Annotated in this window: 14 protein-coding genes; 4 read left to right on the forward strand and 10 right to left on the reverse strand. The window is 73.1% G+C overall.

Annotated features, from left to right (window positions below; translation table 11 throughout):
* Positions 1–424 precede the first annotated feature (424 nt).
* Entirely contained in the window at positions 425–1,333 is a 909-nt protein-coding gene (locus tag ACFXG1_RS18510) for an ABC transporter ATP-binding protein (protein ID WP_384721252.1), read from the forward strand.
* Between the two features lie 8 nt (positions 1,334–1,341).
* A complete protein-coding gene (locus ACFXG1_RS18515) occupies positions 1,342–3,885 on the forward strand; it encodes an ABC transporter permease (RefSeq protein WP_384743595.1) in 2,544 nt (847 codons plus the stop codon).
* A gap of 252 nt (positions 3,886–4,137) precedes the next feature.
* Here the strand turns inward: ACFXG1_RS18515 and ACFXG1_RS18520 are convergent, their stop codons facing one another.
* Positions 4,138–4,800 carry a LuxR C-terminal-related transcriptional regulator gene (locus ACFXG1_RS18520; RefSeq protein WP_384719905.1) on the reverse strand — a complete coding sequence of 221 codons (663 nt, stop codon included), beginning with the start codon at positions 4,798–4,800 and terminating at the stop codon, positions 4,138–4,140.
* Positions 4,788–5,966 (reverse strand): histidine kinase, encoded by a 1,179-nt coding sequence (locus ACFXG1_RS18525; RefSeq protein WP_384719907.1) that lies wholly within the window; start codon positions 5,964–5,966, stop codon positions 4,788–4,790. The genes ACFXG1_RS18520 and ACFXG1_RS18525 overlap by 13 nt, the downstream gene beginning before the upstream one ends.
* Positions 5,967–6,136: 170 nt before the next feature.
* Between ACFXG1_RS18525 and ACFXG1_RS18530 the strand changes: the two genes are divergently transcribed.
* Positions 6,137–6,331, forward strand: coding sequence for a hypothetical protein (locus ACFXG1_RS18530; RefSeq protein ID WP_384719909.1), 195 nt, complete (start codon positions 6,137–6,139; stop codon positions 6,329–6,331).
* Positions 6,332–6,526: 195 nt separating this feature from the next.
* Here ACFXG1_RS18530 and ACFXG1_RS18535 read toward each other — a convergent pair whose 3' ends face one another.
* The 6 genes from ACFXG1_RS18535 to ACFXG1_RS18560 all read right to left on the reverse strand — a co-directional run bounded on the left by ACFXG1_RS18535 (position 6,527) and on the right by ACFXG1_RS18560 (position 12,801).
* Positions 6,527–6,904 (reverse strand): hypothetical protein, encoded by a 378-nt coding sequence (locus ACFXG1_RS18535; RefSeq protein WP_384719911.1) that lies wholly within the window; start codon positions 6,902–6,904, stop codon positions 6,527–6,529.
* Positions 6,901–9,087: a SulP family inorganic anion transporter gene (locus tag ACFXG1_RS18540; protein ID WP_384743600.1), complete on the reverse strand. Its 2,187-nt coding sequence runs from the start codon at positions 9,085–9,087 to the stop codon at positions 6,901–6,903. Before ACFXG1_RS18540 ends, ACFXG1_RS18535 begins: the two co-directional genes overlap by 4 nt.
* Before the next feature lie 129 nt (positions 9,088–9,216).
* A complete protein-coding gene (locus ACFXG1_RS18545; protein WP_384719308.1) occupies positions 9,217–9,819 on the reverse strand; it encodes a carbonic anhydrase in 603 nt (200 codons plus the stop codon).
* Positions 9,820–10,176: 357 nt separating this feature from the next.
* Entirely contained in the window at positions 10,177–10,836 is a 660-nt protein-coding gene (locus ACFXG1_RS18550; RefSeq protein ID WP_384719311.1) for a response regulator transcription factor, read from the reverse strand.
* Positions 10,739–12,277: an ATP-binding protein gene (locus tag ACFXG1_RS18555; protein ID WP_384743604.1), complete on the reverse strand. Its 1,539-nt coding sequence runs from the start codon at positions 12,275–12,277 to the stop codon at positions 10,739–10,741. The genes ACFXG1_RS18550 and ACFXG1_RS18555 overlap by 98 nt, the downstream gene beginning before the upstream one ends.
* Before the next feature lie 2 nt (positions 12,278–12,279).
* Positions 12,280–12,801, reverse strand: coding sequence for a hypothetical protein (locus ACFXG1_RS18560; RefSeq protein ID WP_384743608.1), 522 nt, complete (start codon positions 12,799–12,801; stop codon positions 12,280–12,282).
* Between the two features lie 345 nt (positions 12,802–13,146).
* On the opposite strand from ACFXG1_RS18560, the gene ACFXG1_RS18565 reads away from it, so the two are divergent.
* Complete coding sequence (locus tag ACFXG1_RS18565; protein ID WP_384743611.1) at positions 13,147–14,070, forward strand: LLM class flavin-dependent oxidoreductase; 924 nt, start codon at positions 13,147–13,149, stop codon at positions 14,068–14,070.
* A 51-nt stretch (positions 14,071–14,121) separates the two neighbouring features.
* On the opposite strand, the gene ACFXG1_RS18570 is transcribed toward ACFXG1_RS18565, so the two are convergent.
* Both ACFXG1_RS18570 and ACFXG1_RS18575 read right to left on the reverse strand, forming a co-directional pair.
* Positions 14,122–14,985 carry an ABC transporter permease gene (locus tag ACFXG1_RS18570; protein WP_384743614.1) on the reverse strand — a complete coding sequence of 288 codons (864 nt, stop codon included), beginning with the start codon at positions 14,983–14,985 and terminating at the stop codon, positions 14,122–14,124.
* Positions 14,982–17,741: an alpha/beta fold hydrolase gene (locus tag ACFXG1_RS18575; protein WP_384743617.1), complete on the reverse strand. Its 2,760-nt coding sequence runs from the start codon at positions 17,739–17,741 to the stop codon at positions 14,982–14,984. The genes ACFXG1_RS18570 and ACFXG1_RS18575 overlap by 4 nt, the downstream gene beginning before the upstream one ends.
* Between the last annotated feature and the right edge of the window lie 3 nt (positions 17,742–17,744).

Raw genomic sequence — 17,744 nt, forward strand, 5'->3', positions numbered from 1 at the left:
GCCCGGGGGCGCGTTTGGGCTGTAGGGCTGCTCAGCCAGGTGTAGGACCTGGATGCCCCTGTGCGGGGGGGCTCGGGGAGGTTCTACTACACGTGGTCGGGGGGGCGCTGCGAGGCCCCGCCGGTTCGGTAGCGCCCCGGTGTTCCGGTGCGCTGGAGTAAAGCCTCGTACCTCAAGATTGGTTGAGGTCAAGCCCGTCACCACGACGCGTCGTGCATCTCGGCGAAGCCCGCGCCGTCCCCCTGGCCCCCGGCCCGGCCCTCGTCCGCGAAACCGCAGGTCAGGACCGCTATAAGGAGAGTTCTACCGGGCCGGTGGTGTAGCGCGCTCCACCATGAGGACACCAGCAGGACGGCTCGTGACGGCCCCCCACCCGCCGGTTGACTGCTTCTCGCAGACGGAAACGAGCAGGCGGGACGTAACGATGACATCGGCTTGGCACCCCACGGCGGACACGCGCGGCGGTACGGATCCGGGCGCGCGCCCCGGACCGGACGCGTACCCCGGCTCGGACACGTACCCCGGACCCGACGCGTACCCCGGCTCGGACGCCTACCCCGGGCAGGGCGGCCCCGGCACGGCAGCCCCGGCCGCCGCCGGACACGCTCCCCCGGCCCTGCGCCTGGAGTCGGTCACCAAGACGTACGGCACCGGCGCGGGCGCGGTCACCGCCCTGAGGGACATCTCCTTCGCGGTCCCCCGGGGCACGTTCACCGCCGTCATGGGCCCATCGGGCTCCGGCAAGAGCACCTTCCTCCACTGTCTCGCCGGGCTCGACCGCCCCACCTCGGGACGGGTCTTCCTCGGCGACACCGAGGTGTCGGGGCTGAAGGAGGCCGCCCTGACCAAGGTCCGCCGGGAGCGGATCGGCTATGTCTTCCAGGCGTACAACCTGATGGCGGCCCTGACCGTGCGGCAGAACGTCACCCTGGTCCCCCGGCTCGCGAACACACCCGTCGACGAGGCCTGGCTGCGCGAGGTGCTGGAGCGGGTCGGGATGGCCGGCCACACCGAGCGCAGGCCCGCCCAGCTCTCCGGCGGCCAGCAGCAGCGGGTGGCCATCGCCCGCGCCCTGGTGACCCGCCCCGACGCGGTACTCGCCGACGAACCGACGGGCGCGCTGGACTCCCGTACCGGACGGGACGTCCTGCGGCTGTTCCGGCAGATCGTCGACGACACCGGCCAGACGGTCCTGATGGTCACCCACGACCCGGTCGCCGCCTCGTACGCCGACTCCGTGGTCTTCCTCGCCGACGGACGGCCCGCGGGCGCGCTGAACCGGCCGACCGCCGAGCAGGTCGCCGACCGGATGACCCACCTCGGGGACCGGTGAGAAGCGCCGTGTTCGACATCGCCTGGAGCACCATCAAGAACCGCAGGGGCGGCTTCGTCGCCGCCTTCGTCGCCCTGTTCCTCGGCTCGGCCCTCATCACCGCCTGCGGGGCGCTGCTGATGTCCGGTCTGACCTCGGGCATCGAGCCGCAGCGCTACGCCGGCGCGGCTGTCGTGGTCGGCGGGGAGCAGTCCAAGGACGTCCCCGAGGACTTCGACCCGGTGTACGCGGAGCGGGCCGGGGTGCCCGAGTCGCTGACCGCCGCCCTGGCGAAGGTCCCGGGCGTCCGGGCCGCCGTCGGCGACCGCACCGTCGCACTGAGCGCGGCCGACGACCGGGGCCGCCCCCTCGACCTCGGCGATCCGCTGTACGGACACGGCTGGTCGTCCGCCGTACTCGCCCCCTTCGACCTGACCGAGGGCGGCGCGCCCCGCACGGACCGCCAGGCCGTCGTCGACGCGCGCCTGGCGTCGGAGGCCGGGCTCGCGGTCGGCGACACGGCGCGCCTCTCGGTGGGGACGACCCCGGCGACGTACGAGATCACCGGCATCGTCGCCCCCGTCGACCGGCAGGTGTCGGTCTTCTTCACGGACGAGCGGGCGCGTGAGCTGTCGCCCCGCCCCGAGCGGCTCACCGCGGTCGGCGTGTTCGCCGAGCCGGGTACGGACCCGGAGACGCTCGCGGACCGGATCGCGGCCGCCGCGCCCGGTACGGATGTGCACACCGGGGACCGGGTCGGCGATCTGGAGTTCCTCGACGTCGGCCAGTCGCGCGGCTTCCTGGTCGCACTGTCGGCGGCCTTCGGCGGTACGGCGCTCGCCGTCGTGGTCTTCGTGGTCTCCTCCACCCTCGGCCTCGGAATCCAGCAGCGCCGCCGCGAGCTGGCGATGCTGCGGGCGATCGCCGCCACCCCCCGGCAGATCCACCGGCTGATCGGCGCGGAGACCCTGCTGGTGTCGGTGACGGGTTCGGTGCTCGGCTCCGTTCAGGGGTTCTACGTCGCCGACTGGCTGCGGGCCGCCTTCGCGCGGGCCGGGGCGCTGCCCGCCGACTTCGAACCGGCCCCGAGCGTCCTGCCCGCCGTCGCCTCCGTTCTGCTGTGCGTCATCGGCGGCCGGCTCGCGGGCTATGTCGCGGCCCGCCGGATCGCCAGGATCAAACCGGTGGAGGCGCTGGGCGAATCCCTGGTCGAACCCCCCGGCCTGGGCCTCGGACGGCTGATCGGCGGTACGGCGCTGATCGTCGCCGGTCTCGTCATGGCGATCGTGCTGCCGCTGGTGATCCCCGGCCGGGCCGCCGTCGCCGGCGCGGGCGGCGCCCTGATCGTCCTGATGATCGGCGGGGCGCTGATCGGTCCCGTCCTGGTGAAGTTCACGGCGCGGCTGCTCGCGCCGCTGCTCTCCCGGTCCCAGGTCAGCGGCTATCTCGCGATCGCCAACAGCACCGCCAACTCGCGCCGGCTGAGCGGCGCGGTCGTCCCGCTCGCGCTCGGGGCCGCGATGGCCCTGCTCCAGATATCGCTGCTCACGACCGGGCAGGAGGAGGCGAAGCGGCAGGCCACCGAGGGGGTGACGGCCGACTATGTACTGACGGCCGACCGTACGGGTACCGGTCTTTCCCCGGAGCTGACGGGCACCGTACGCGCCCTGCCCGGGGTCACGGCCGCGACCCCGGTGGCCCGCTCCCAGATCCTGCTGAACTACCGGGAGAGCGACGGGATGCGGGCGGAGCCGTTCGGCGCGCAGGGCGTCGACCCCGCGGGGCTCGGCCGCACCCTCGACCTCGACGTCCGCGAGGGCGATCTGAAGGGGCTCACGGCGGACACCGTGGCCCTGAGCCGGATGGCCGCGGGGACCGCCGGGCTCGACGTCGGCGACACCGCCGACCTCCATCTCGGCGACGGCGTACAGAAGAAGCTCAAGGTGGTGGCCGTGTACGGCAACGGGCTCGGGTTCGGCGACGTCACCCTCACCCGTGAGCTGCTGGCCCGGCACACCACCACAGGTCTCGACACGACGCTGCTGGTGACGGCCGGTGGCACGGCCGCCGACCGGGCCGGGGTCGGTACGGCGCTCGGCGATCTGGAGCGGCGGACACCGGCGCTGGAGGTACGGACGCCGGACGAGTTCGCGGCGGCGCAGCAGGGCGCGCACGCCCAGCAGTCGTGGACGAATCTGATCGCCAACGGCGCGCTGCTGCTGTACGTCCTCATCGCGGTGGTCAACACCCTGGTGATGGCGGTGTCGGCCCGCGGCCGGGAGTTCGCGATGCTGCGGCTGATCGGGACGACCGCGCGGCAGACCCGGCGGATGACGGCCCTGGAGTCGTGGATCGTCGTCGCCGCGGCGCTGGTCCTGGGCGTCCTGATCGCCCTGCCGCCGATGGTGGGCAGCGCCCTGGCCCTGACCGGCCGGCCGGTGCCGCATGTGGACGCGCTGGTGTGGGTCGCGGTGGCCGGGTTCGTGGCCCTGCTGGGGCGGCTCTCCGTCAGCCTGCCGACCCGGTCGGCGCTGCGGGCCGCACCGGTGGACGCGGCGTCCGTACGGGACTGACGGCGCAAGGCACGGGACTGATGGCGCAAGGTACGCCCGGGGCGAGGTGGCGAGGGCCCTGGACCGTACCGCCGCCGACGCCTCCGGAGCCGTAACGCCACACCCTCACAGGACCCGCTCCCGCCCATCCGTCTGCGGGCGGGGGCGCGGGCCGGGACCGGACGGGAGCACGCGCCCGCCGGAACCGGACCGGGGGCGGGGGGCCGCTGCCACGGCCCCCCGCCCCCTTCAGTCGTGGACAGGGCCCCGGGCTCAGGGCCGAGCCGTCGAAGGGGAGTTCAGATACGTCAGGACCGCCAGCACCCTGCGGTGACCGCTGTCGCTCTGCGGCGGCAGGCCCAGCTTCAGGAACACATTGCCGATGTGCTTGCTCACCGACCGCTCGGTGACGGTGAGCGTCGCCGCGATCGTCGTGTTGTCCCGGCCCTCGGCCATCAGCTGGAGGACCTCGCGCTCACGCGGGGTGAGCGAGTCGAGGGGGTCGTTCCTGCGGCGCGTCATCAGCTCCGACACCACCTCGGGGTCGAGCGCCATCCCCCCGGCCGCGACCCGGTCGAGCGCGTCGAGGAACTCGTCGACCCGGCCGACCCGGTCCTTGAGCAGATAGCCGACGCCCGCCGCGCCGTCGCCCAGCAGTTCGGCCGCGTACGTCTCCTCCACGTACTGCGACAGGACGAGGACCGGCAGTCCGGGGATCTCCCGGCGCGCGGCGAGCGCAGCCCGCAGCCCCTCGTCGCGGAAGCCGGGCGGCATCCTGACATCGAGGAGCGCGATGTCGGGGCGGTGTTCGAGGAGCGCGGGAAGGACCTCGGGGCCGGTCGACGCGACCGCGGCCACCTCGTGTCCCGCCGAGGTCAGCAGCAGGACGAGGCCCTCCCTGAGCAGGGCGTTGTCCTCGGCGATCACCACACGCACGGCAGCTCCACTTCGATCACGGTAGGCCCCCCGGCGGGGCTGTCGACGTCCACGGTGCCGTCGAGCGCGGCGACCCGGCGGCGGATACCGGTCAGCCCGCTGCCCGCCGACTCGTCGGCGCCGCCCGCGCCCTCGTCGCGTACGGACACGGTCAGGCCGCGCGGGATCCTGGCCAGCCGGACGGCGGCCGACGGCGAGCCGCTGTGCTTGGCGGCGTTGGTGAGGGCCTCGGCGACGACGAAATAGGCGGCGGCCTCGACGGCGGCGGGCGCCCGGGTACCGGCGGCACCGTGGGCGTCGAGATCGTCGACGGTCACCGTGACGGCGAGTCCGCTGCCCGCCGCGAGCGCGCTGACCGCGCCCACCAGACCCCGGTCGGTGAGGATCGGCGGATGGATGCCGCGGACCACGTGCCGCAGCTCGGCCAGCGCCTCCTCGGCCTGGTCCTGGGCGTCGTCGAGCAGCCTGCGGGCCAGTACGGGATCGGTCTCGTACGCCCTGCGGGCCATGCCGACGCGCATGGAGAGGGCGACCAGCCGGGCCTGGGCGCCGTCGTGGAGATCGCGTTCGATCCGGCGGAGTTCGGCGCCGTGCGCGGCGACGGCGTCGGCGCGGGTCTCGGTGAGCCGGTCGACGCGGCGGGCGAGTTCGGCGCTGCGATGGGCCTCGGGGGACGGTTCGAGCAGGGCGCGGGACCATGATTCGTCGAGGTCGGCGAGGCGTTCCAGCAGGGGCAGGACCCGGGCCCGGCGGCCGAGCGTCCCGCTCCAGAAGCCGTCGATCATCAGGCCGAAGTACCAGAGGATGATCAGCGGGAAGATCGCGACCCAGCCGAAAACGGCGTTGGCCACCAGCCAGCGCAGATCACGGTAGGTGCCCGGATCCCGGGCGACGGTCCGCACCCGGTCGCCGACGGAGCCGCGGACCGGAAGGTACGCCTCCGCCACCGGCTCCCCGGTCGACACGGCGATCCACCGCCGCTGGAGACCGGCGATCCGCCGCAGGACGGCGATCGTCTCGGGCAGGACGGGAGCGCCGACGACGAGGACGGTGGCGGCGACGCTGAACCCCAGGGCGATGAAGTACAGGATCGACGCATAGGCCAGCAGGACCGTACGGCCCAGCCGGATCGTCGCCCGGAACGCCCGGCCCACCGTCTCCTCCACGCCGACCAGGTTAGACGACGGGATCCGCGGGGGCCGGGGTCCGCGGGCCGGGGATCCCCGGTGGAGCGGGCTCCACCACGCGCCGGGGGGGCGGGCCGGGTCGCCCGGGGCGGCCCCGGCCGGGCATCGTGGAGTCGACGACCCGTCCGACCGGAAGGCCCCAGATCCCGATGAAGCCCGTGCTGTGGTTCCTGCTCTCCGCCTCGCTGGCCGCCGGTTTCGTCAACGACTTCGTGGTGGACGGCACGGCGCGGAACGTGGTGGACGTCGTGGCGGTCGTGGTGATGGTCCTGACGGGACTCGCGCTCTATCTGACCCGTTCGACGAGGAAGACGAAGAAGGCGAAGGAGACGAAGGGCGTATAGGGGCCGCGGACCCCGGAGGACCCCCGTCCGGGCGCGGCGAAGAGCCCCTTCCGTGCACGGGGAGCAGCGGAAGGGGCTCTTCAGGGCCCAATGGGGAAGCGCGTTACCGCTCGAAGGCCCTGTGGGGTCGTCCACGGACCCGGGGGGGGACGGTGAGCGCCGTGGACGACGTTCGGGGTGGTGGGCGCGGCGCCGTCAGGGGCGCGCGCCGGGGTCCGGCGGACCGGTGGGGCCGTCCGGCGCCGAACGGCCACCGGTGTTCTCCCCCGCGGCCGCCGTGGCATCGGTCGCCGGGGAGTGACCGGTCCTGACGGGCGGTGCGACCCTGGTCGTCATCGTGTCCTGGGGTGCCGTGAGGAACTGGTGGAGCGACTTCAGGAAGAGGAAGAGCGTGTCCTCCCCGGGACCGTCGGACACGGCACCGGTACCGGTACCCGCCGCCCCGCACCAGTCGGGCGGAGGGGTGCGGTAGTCGATCCGCCGACTCTCGGAACGGCGCCGGTCGGGGGACGCCCCCGTACCGCCGCGCCCGGGGCGGCCGCGCTCCGGCCGTCCGCTCGGAGGTCGTCTCATCGCCGTGTCCCCTCGCCGTACGCCCAGGCCGCCCAGTCGTCCGCCGGGCCCCAGTAGCCGGGCTCGGATGGACCGGGGGCCGCCGGGCCGTCGGATCCGCCGTACCCGGGCGGTACGGAGACATAGCCTTCGGGCATCCCGGGCTGCGTCTTGTGGGGGTACGGGGGCTCCCCGTAGGGCTGCCCGGGGACCTGCACGGGACCGGCCTGGTACGGAGGCGGCTGCATCGGGTGCTGGGGATGCGCCGCATGGGGCTGATGGGCGCCCTGGTGGCCGTAATGCGGCTGCTGGGTCTGATGGGGGTGTCCGTACGGGGACGGCTGCGCGTACGGGTAGTGCTGCTGGGCGTGCTGGGTACCGTGGGCGACGGGCCCCTGGGCGTACCCCTGCCCCATGGCGTGCTGGAACTGGAAACCCGGCTGCGCCGGGGGCACGTACGGCCGGAAGATCTCCGGCTCCGGCCGGGACCGGCCCGAGCCGTCCGAGCCGTCCGGCGCGGGACCGTCGAGCAGCCCCGGCGACGCGGCGGAACCGGCCGCGGCGCCCGCCGGCACCTTCTCCTGCTCCAGGGTGACGGAGACATCCGCCGTCTCCTTCTCCCGCTCCGCCGCCGCGGCGGTCGTGGCGGCGGACCCCTGCGGTACGGCCCCCGGCAGCAGGAGTTCGACGCTGCCTGCGCCCGCCTTCCGGCGCTGGTCGGCCCACTCCTCCAACTGGGCCTGGCAGGCCATGTCCAGATGGGAGATGCCCTGGCCGTCGACGACGACCCGGTCCTTGTCGGCGATCGACTCCAGCGCGTCGATCAGCTTGGGCATCCGCAGGAAGGTCGCGTTCCCCTTGAGTTCGAGCCGGGCGGCGTCGCCGTCCGTCGTCGTACGAATGGTCATATGGGACATCCGCAGCGCCGTGAGGATCACCGCGACGGCCAGTCCGCCGAGGACGCCGTCGAGCAGGTTGGTCGCCACGATCGCGCCCGTTGTGACGAACATGACGAGCCCCTCCCCGCGGTCCTTCTTCCACATCGTCACGAAGGACGGCGGGTTGAAGAGCTTCCAGCCGGCGTGGAGCAGGACGCCCGCGAGGACGGAGACCGGGATCAGCCCGAGCAGCCCCGGCAGCAGCAGGCCGAAGCCGAGCAGCCAGACACCGTGCAGGACGCGGGAGACCTTGGTCCTCGCGCCCGCGTTGACATTGGCCGCGCTGCGGACGATGACCGCGGTGAGGGGCATCGCGCCCAGCGCGCCGGAGACGGTGTTCCCGACGCCCTGGGCGATCAGCTCCTTGTTGTAGTGGGTGCGCGCCCCCGTGTGCATCCGGTCCACGGCCGCCGCGCTGAACAGGCTCTCGGCGGAGGCGATGACGGTGAAGGTGACCACCATCATCAGCACCTTGGGATCGGCGAGTCCGGAGATGTCGCCGAAGCCGGGGATGTTCACCGCGTCCAGCATGTTGCCGAAGGCGACCTTCTTGACGTCGAAGCCGGGCAGGGCCGCGATGACGCAGCCCAGGACCACGGCGACCAGCGGTGCGGGCACCTTCCCCAGCGGCTTCGGCACCTTGTACCAGAGGAAGCAGATGACCACGGCCAGCACGCCCAGGAGGAGCGCGCCGCCCTTCGCGGCGTCCTCGATGACGTCCTTGGCCAGGTCTGGCAGGCCCATGACATTCTTCGGCGCCGTACCGTGCTGCTTGGAGTCCACCAAGGCGTAGATCTGGCTGAGGATCAGCGGTACGCCGATCCCGGCGAGCATCCCCTGGACGACGGAGAGCGAGATCGACTGGAAGACCCGGCCCATCTTGAGCGTGCCCAGGATCATCTGGAGGATGCCGCTGACCATCACGACGGGCCCCATGAGGCCCACACCGTGCTCGGTGACGAACTCCAGGCACAGCACGGCGAGTCCGGCCGCGGGTCCGCTCACCTGCAGACTGCTGCCGGGCAGAAAGCCGACGACGAGACCGCCGACGATACCGGTGATGATGCCCAGGGCCACCGGGACGCCCGAGGCCGCCGCGACGCCGATGCACAGGGGCAGGGCGACGAGGAAGACGACGATGGACGCCATGAAGTCGGCGCCGAGGTCGCCGGATCGTCTCGGGGACGCCGGGGAGCCCACGGAGGGGCGGCCACTGCTCCTTCGCGCGTGCCGTCCCGCACCGGGACGTATTCGTTCAGTGGACACAGTGTTCCTTTCGCCGCATCGGGCGGGCCGGGGCGCCGGGAGCGGGGGCTCCGGAGGGTCCGCGTCCGGTGAACCGATACGAGTGGGGGGAGTGAGAGGTCCGGGTGGGCTCGCCCGGAGCAGCAGCTGCTAGTTGCGGTGGAACACTCCGTGCAGCTGGTCGAGTTCGAGCACCTCGGCGGTGTCGACGCGGTAGTACCAGCCGTGCAGCTTCAGCCGGCCCGCGTCGAGCGCCGCCCGTACGACGGGATAGCCGCGCAGGGTCTCCAGCTGGGCCGTCACATGGCGCTGGACGTAGGAGGCCAGGGTCGCGTCGTCCGGCGGGGTGCCCAGCATCGGGGCCAGCGCCGGACGGGCGAAGGCGACCCACTGGGAGACGCTGGGCAGTTCGGTCAGGTCCTGGTCGTTGGCGAGGGCGCCGACGGCCCCGCAGTGGGAGTGGCCGCAGACGACGATGTCCTGGACCTTGAGCACCTCCACCGCGTACTCGACAGTGGCGGACTCGGCGGACTCGCGCTTGGGCTCGTAGGGAGGAATGATGTTGCCCGCGTTGCGCAGTTCGAAGACCTCGCCGGGGACGGCGCCGGTGATCAGGGCCGGGATGACCCGGGAGTCGGAGCAGCTGATGAAGAGCGTCCCGGGCTGCTGACCGGCCGCGAAGCCGCGGAAGGTCTCGCTCTCGGGGGCCACACGGTGGCGGAAGTTCCGGGCATTGGTGAGCAGTCGCTTCATATCTGGCTCCTCGCAGAGCCCGGCCGCACACCGGAACGCTCCTGGCATATGCGGGGGTGGTGAGGCACATACCAGTCACAGGCCCACGGGGCGGCTGGGACGGCTGAGACACCCGGAGGTGGGTGTCTTGGCCGTGAAGCATGCGCCCGGGCCATGAACCATCCGTGAGATCACGGTGAGAGAGTTCTCACTGCGATCATGAGGGGGGATTGAGGGGCTGACAACGATGTCCGACGGGTGGGCCGCCCTCTGGACAGGGACGCCACCGCCCTGCCCGAGGTGCCGGCCGCCGGGCTCAGCGGGGTAGTCGGGGTAGTCGGGGCACCCGCGCCGCCGATGCCGTACGCGCTCCCGTACTCAGGCCCGGAGCCGGTAGCCGACCCCGCGGATGGTCTCCACCCGGTCGGGTCCCAGCTTGCGCCGCAGATAGCGGACGTAGACGTCCACGATGTTGGACCCGGGGTCGTAGTCGAACCCCCAGACCCGGCTGAGCAGCTGTTCCCGCGTCAGTACCTGGTCGGGGTTGCGCAGAAAGACCTCGGCCAACGAGAACTCGCGCGCCGACAGCTCGGCCACCCGCCCCTCCACATGCACCCGCCGGGTCCGCAGATCGAGGACCATGTCCCCGACCCGGAGCACCGACGCCTCGGGGCCGCCCTCACCGCGCAGTCTCAGCCGCACCCGGGCCAGTAACTCCTCGAACGCGAAGGGCTTGGAGAGATAGTCGTCGGCACCGCCTTCGAGGCCCGCGACCACGTCGGAGACGCTGTCGCGGGCGGTGAGGATGACCACGGGCAGTGTCACCCGCAGTTCGCGCAGCTTGCGCAGGACGGTCAGCCCGTCCACGGCGGGGAGCCCGAGGTCGAGGATCATCAGATCGCAGTCCCCGGCGCGGGCGTGCTCGTACGCCGAGAGGCCGTCACCGACGACCGCCGTGACGAACCCGTTGCTCCGCAGCCCCTTTTCGACGAAGGAGGCGATTCCGGCCTCGTCCTCCGCTATCAATATCCGTTGCATGGTGTCCTTTCTGCCAGGAGAAGTACGCCGGCACATCCAGTACGAAACGGGCCCCGCCCGTCTCGGCGTCCTCCACCCACGCCGTGCCGCCGTGCGCCTGGGCGATCTCGCGCACGATGGCGAGCCCCAGCCCGATACCCGTACCGGCCTGGGCGGGTGAGGTGACTCGGCCGGCCTGGACGAACCGGCCGAAGATCCGCTCCCGGTCCACGGGGCCCACCCCGGGACCGGTGTCGCGCACCCAGAGCAGGATCCGGCCCTCGCGAACCGCCGACCCCATCTCGATGAGATCGCCGTCGAGGGTGTGGCGGACCGCGTTGGCGGCCAGCTGGATCAGGCCCTGGGTGAGCCGTTGTCCGTCGACGAGGACGGTGGCCTCGGAGACCGCGGCGACCCGCCAGTGGCGGTTCCCCAGGGCCCGGGCCTTGGCGACCACATCGACGATGAGGTCGGTCAGATTGGTCTCCCCGACCGTGAGGAAGTCCGGCCGTTCGGCCCTGGCGAGGAGGAGCAGGTCGTCCACGATCCGGCTCATCCGGTCGAGTTCGTCGACGACGAGGGCGCGGGTGACGTCCCACTCGGCGGCCCACTCCCCGGCGCCGTTTTCCATCAGCTCCAGATGGCCGCGGACGACGGTGATGGGGGTCCGCAGTTCGTGTCCGACCTCGTCGAGGAAGCGCCGCTGGGTGGTGAACGCCCGCTCCAGCCGGTCCAGCATGTGGTTGAAGGTATGGGCGAGGGCGGCGACGTCGTCGTCCCCGCGGACGTCCAGCCGCTGGGTCAGATCGGACTCCCCGATCCGGGCGGCGGTCTGCCGCACCAGCCGGACCGGGGCCAGGATCCGGCCCGCCACCAGCCAGCTCGCGAGACCGGCGCAGATCAGCGCCCCGAACCCGGTGGCCAGCAGCAACTTCGCCATCTGCCGCTCCTCGCGCAACTGACGGTCCCGGAACTCCAGCACCACCAGCCGTACATCGCGCGGGTCCCCGGCGACCTTCACCGGTACGACGCCGTACCGCACCTTGCCCACCGGGGAGTCGAGCCAGCCCACGGCGGTGTCCCGGCGGCCCTCCGACGACAGCCGCTCGATCACGGCGGGGTCCTTGTCGAGCCGGATCGGCGGCTCGGACGCGCTGCGCAGATCCGCCCGGCCGTCGACGATGCTGAAGAAGGTCTCGTCCCGGTTGGGGATGTTCTCCCGGAGGAACTCCTTGAGCAGGGAGGCGCCGTCGCTGTACGGGCGGCCGTCCGGCTGCACCCTGGTCTCCGCGAAGACCCGCAGCCGGTTCGCCTCCCACTCCAGCCGGGCGTCGACCTGCCCGTCGAGCCGGGCCTGCCAGACCACGGTGATACCCACGACCGGGGCCGCCAGCGCCGCGCCGACCAGGAGCATCATCCAGCCGACGATGCGCGAGCGCGCGCTCGCCGTACGCCGCCGCATCCCTAGTCCTCCTCATCGGCGTCGCCCGGTGACCGGTACCCGTCCCCGCCCTCCCCCGGTCCTTCGTCACCGTCGTTCTCGGCGTCGTCCTCCTCGCCGGCGCCCGGGGTCGGGCGCACGGGTCTGTCGTCGTCGCTGCGGGGCGGCGAGAGCGGCGGTACGGGTCTGCCACCGGGCTGGCGCGACGCCGACGGCTGCTCGGCGGCCGGACCGTACGACGACCCCGAAGGACCCGACGACCCCGCGGCCCCGGCGCCCGGGGCCGGACCGGAGGCCACGGGCGACGGACGCCCGCCGCCCGCCGAGCCGTTCGGCCCGCGCCCCGCGGCCGGCCGCAGGCCCGCCGTCGCCGACGGAAGGAGGTCACGACTCGTCTCCTCGTGCCCGGCCGAGTGGTCGACGATGACGACGGGGCCCAGATCGAGCGGATCGGGCTCGCTCGTCAGCACCCGCCCGGACACCGTCCCGGCGCCCGCGAGTACCGCCACCGCGGTGACCACCACATGGGCTCGCCTCAGTCTCATGCGGAGAGTGTGCGTCCTAGATCGAACTGGTGAGTGAAAGAGGAGAGCATTCTCATCTCCCGCTCCACGCCCGCCACTAGGCCGCGCCGTTGCGAGAACCACCCCGACCCCTCCCCTGCCCCACGGTTGTGCCGGGTCCCCGGCGATCACGGTCACCGGGAGATACGGCGCCGGACGCCCGAGGACTCAAGTACCGGCGGGGATCGCCGCCGCCCGCCCCGACGAACGGCCCGGCCGAGGTCCGACGCACGGCCCGGCCGAGGTCCGACGACCGCCCCGAGGGCCCGCGAGCCGGTCGGTACGGGGCCGGTTGCCGTGGACCGGACCCCGGGTAGGAGAAGATCCATGACCGTACTCGGCGCCGTCTTCCGCCCCCAGCTGCCGCCCGAACGCCTCCGCCCGCTCGCCGTCGCCGCCGACCGCGCCGGGCTCGACGAACTCTGGCTCTGGGAGGACTGCTTCCTGGAGAGCGGCATCGCCACCGCCGCCGCGGCCCTCGCCTGGACCGAACGCCTCCGGGTCGGCGTGGGACTGCTTCCCGTGCCCCTGCGCAATGTGGCCCTGACCGCGATGGAGGCGGCCACCCTCCACCGGCTGTTCCCCGGCCGGGTGATCCTCGGGGTCGGCCATGGAGTCCAGCCGTGGATGGAGCAGGTCGGCGCGCGGGTCGCGTCGCCCGTCACCCTCCTCCACGAGTATCTGGACGCGCTGCGCGCCCTGCTGGCCGGGGAACGGGTCACCGTCCGGGGCCGCTATGTCTCCCTCGACTCCGTCGCTCTCGACTGGCCTCCGCCCACTCCACCGGCCGTACTCGCCGGGGCGCTCGGCCCCCGGTCCCTGCGGCTGACCGGTGAGGCCGCGGACGGCACGATCCTCGTCGCCGGGGTGTCCCCGGACGACGTACGGCGGGCCCGGGACCTGATCGCCGATGGCCGGCTGGCCGCCGGCCGCGCGGACCCGGCGGCCGCCCGCCACCAAGTGGTCGTCTACCTCCACACCGCGACCGGCCCCGACGCCGCCGCCCGGCTCCGGGCCGAACTGGACCGCCAGGGCCCCGATCCGGCGGGGTTCGGGGTCGCCGGGGACGCCGCCGCCGTCGCGGAGGCCGTCCTGCGGCTGGCCGACGCCGGGGCGGACACCGTGGTCCTCCAGCCCACCGCCGACGAACCCGACCCCGAGGGCTTCCTCCGCTTCACCGCCGAGGAGGTGCGCCCCCTCGTCCCCCGCCCACCCGCCGGGGAGCGGTCCGGTACCCGGGGAAATGAATGAGCACTCATTCACCGGGCGGGCGGCCCGACGGACGCCCATCGCCCGGCGGGGTCAGGACACGATGTCCTTACGGGCGAAGGTGCGGAACGCCAGGGCGAACAGCACCAGCGCGTACGAGACGGAGACGGCCGTGCCCTTGATCATGCCGCCCCACTCCAGCTGCGGCTGAAGGGCGTCGATCCAGGCGAACTGCCAGTGCGCCGGGAGGATCTCGCGCCAGTCGCCGAGTGCGGTGACGGCGTCGAGCACATTGCCGACGATCGTCAGCCCCACCGCTCCGCCGACCGCGCCCAGAGGGGCGTCGGTCTTGGTGGAGAGCCAGAACGCCAGTCCGGCGGTGACCAGCTGGGAGAGTGCGATGAAGACCACGACGATCGCCAGCCGGGGCAGGGTGTCGGCGGAGTCGAGGGAGCCGCCCGTGGGCAGCTTCAGCGGTCCCCAGCCGTACGCGACCGTGCCCACCGCCAGGGCGACCACCGGCAGCAGGACGATCGCCGCCGCGCTGAAGCCGAGGGCGACCACCAGCTTGGACCACAGCAGCCGGAAGCGCGGCACGGGCGCCGCCAGGAGATACCGGAGCGACGACCAGCCGGCCTCCGATGCGACGGTGTCGCCGTGGAACAGCGCCACCGGGATCACCAGCAGAAAGCCGGCCGAGACGAAGAGGCAGGTGGCGGCGAAGTTGGCGCTCGACGCCGTGGCGGTGTCCATCAGGGTGATCCGGCCGTTCTCACCGCCGTCCGGGCTTCCGCCGATGGCGAAGGCGGCGACGAGCACGAAGGGCAGCGCTCCGAGTACCGCGGCCATCACCAGAGTCCGGCGGCGCTTGAGCTGGCGTACGGCTTCGACGCGCAGCGGCAGCGTGCGCCGGGCCCGGTAGCCGGGCGCCGCCGTGGGGTGGGCGAGCCCGCTCATGCGGATCCTCCGATCAGGGTGAGGAAGGCGTCCTCGAGGCGGCGGTGCGGGCCGACGCCGGTCAGGGGGGTGTCGAGCCGGACGAGTTCGCCGATCAGTTCGGTCGCGGTGGCGCCGTCGAGCCGGACGAGCAGTCCTTCGTCGACACGCCGGACCGAACCGATCCCGGGCAGGGCCGCGATCTTCTCGACCAGGGGATCGGATACGTCCCCGGCGACGGCGACGAGCAGGGTGTCGCTGCCACCGGTGATCTCGGCGACCGGCCCTGCCTGCACCAGCCGGCCCCGGTCCATGACGACCAGATGGGTGCAGGACTGCTCGACCTCGGAGAGGAGGTGGCTGGAGACGATGACCGTACGGCCCCCGGCCGCGTACCGGATCATGACATCGCGCATCTCGCGGATCTGGGGCGGGTCGAGACCGTTGGTCGGTTCGTCGAGGATCAGCAGATCCGGCAGGCCGAGCATGGCCTGGGCGATGGCGAGCCGCTGGCGCATGCCCTGGGAGTAGGTGCGCACCGCCCGGGCGAGGGCGTCGCCGAGTCCGGCGATCTCCAGCGCCTCCTCCAGATGGGCGTCTTCGGCGGGGCGTCCGGTGGCCCGCCAGTACAGTTCGAGGTTCTCACGGCCGGAGAGATGGGGCAGGAATCCGGCGCCTTCGACGAAGGCGCCGACCCGGGAGAGCACGGGCGCCCCGGGGCGGATCGGGTGCCCGAAGACCCTGATCTCGCCCTCGTCGGGGCGGATGAGGCCCATCAGCATCCGCAGGGTGGTGGTCTTGCCCGCGCCGTTGGGGCCCAGGAGCCCCAGGACCTGCCCCTTCTCGACCCGGAAGGAGAGCTGTCGGACGGCGTAGCGGTCGTGGGCCCCGGCGTACCGCTTGGTGAGGTCGGTGATCTCCAGGGGGACATCGGCGAGTGACGGGTCGGCGGGCGGGGCCGTGGTCCGGCGGCGGGCCGTGAGGAGCAGGGCCGCGGCGATCAGTACGGCGGCCGTCGGAAGGCCCCAGGTCCACCACGGCAGGCCCGCGGCCTCGGACTCCACCCCGGGTGCGGTGGGCACGGTCAGGGGGCCGCCGGATTCGGCGAGGGCCACGTTGTAGGTGGCCGGGGTGGCCGGGGACGCGTAGCCCAGGTCGGTGGCGGAGAGCACCAGGCGCAGCCGGTGTCCGGCGTCGACGCGGTGGTCCACGGCGGGGAGGGTCAGTTCGACCTCCTTGCCCCGTTCGGCGCCGTCGACCCGGACAGGGGCGACCAGTTGGGAGGGGAGGACCTGGGTCCGGCCGTCGGGTCCGACGTCGTACACCTTGCCGAAGAGCACGGCCTCGCCGGTGGACGAGGTGACCCGGAGCCGGACGGTCGGGGCGCCGGTGATCCGGAGCGGTTCGGTCAGCGGCGCCGATTCGAACCGGGCGTGCTGGCCGGGGAAGTCGAGTCCGAGACCGACACCGAGGGAGGAGAGTTGGCCGAGTCCGCCGCTGAGTCCGGGGACGGCGGAGACGGCGGGCGGGGCGCCGCCGGCCGGGTTGGTGAAGTTCTGCGGTGTTCCGGTGAGTTCGACCTTCCGGGGTTCGCCGTCGAGTCCGGGGTAGCGTCCGGCGGTCGCTCCGCGCAGCCGGGCGGCGCCGTCGGTGGAGTCCACTCCCCCGGTGCGGCTGACCCGGAAGGCGGGCCCGGTCGAGACGCTCTCGTCCTGTTTCAGATAGCGGTCGAACCAGGAGGTGACGCGTTGTTCCACGCGCTTGTCCTCGCGGTCGCCGCCGTCGTGGCCGCCGCTGATCCAGTCGACGGCGACGGGCGCGCCGTTGGCGCGGATCCGCTGGGCCATGGCGTCCGCCTGGCCGAGCGGGAACAGGGAGTCCGACTGTCCTTGGACGACGAGGGTGGGTACCTTGATCCGCTCGCCGACGGCGGACGGGCTGCGGTCCTCCAGCAGCTTCCGGGCCGCGGCGTCGGGTGTGCCGGAGATCGCGATCCGTTCGTACATGGCGCACAGCTCGGGCTGGAAGCGTCCGCAGCCGACGGGGGCGGGTCCTCCGGTGCCGCGGGCCGCGGGCGGGCGGCCGGTCCCCGGCTCCCGGTCGGTGCCGGGGTCGGCGGGTGCGGTGTCGGGCCGGGGGGCGGCGCCCCCGGCGTCGGTGGATCCGGTGGAGAAGAAGATCCCGGCCCACAGCTTCTTGAAGACGCCGTCGGGGAAGAGGGCGTCCGCGAGGTTCCAGTAGGTGATCGAGGGCGCGACGGCGTCGACGCGCCGGTCGTGTCCGGCGGTGAGCAGGGCGATCGCGCCGCCGTAGGAGGCCCCGGCGATCCCGACCCGGGGGTCGCCTTCGGCGTCCTTGCGTACCTCGGGGCGGGCGGCCAGCCAGTCGATCAGCCGGGAGACATCTTTGACCTCGTGGTCGGGGTCGTTGAGTCCGATACGTCCGGTGGACTTGCCGAAGCCCCGGGCGGACCAGGTGAGGACGGCGTAGCCGTCCCGGGCCAGCCGCTCGGCCTGGGCGCGGACGTCGTCCTTGGCGCCGCCGAAGCCGTGTCCGAGGAGGACGGCGGGCCGGGGCGTCGTCCGGTCGCCCGAGACGAAGTAGGAGGTGTCGATCTGCGCCCCCGGCATCCGCTGGGTGCGGTCCTCGCGGTGCACGGCCGGTGCCGTGTCGTCGGCGACGGCCGCATAGGTGCCCCCGCCCGCGAGGGCGGCGAGCGCGACGGCGCCGGCCAGCCACTGGCCGCGGGTGCGGGGCCGGGGAAGTCGGATCTTCATGGG

It is taken from the genome of Streptomyces sp. NPDC059248 (assembly GCF_042753905.1).
Lineage (GTDB): Bacteria > Actinomycetota > Actinomycetes > Streptomycetales > Streptomycetaceae > Streptomyces.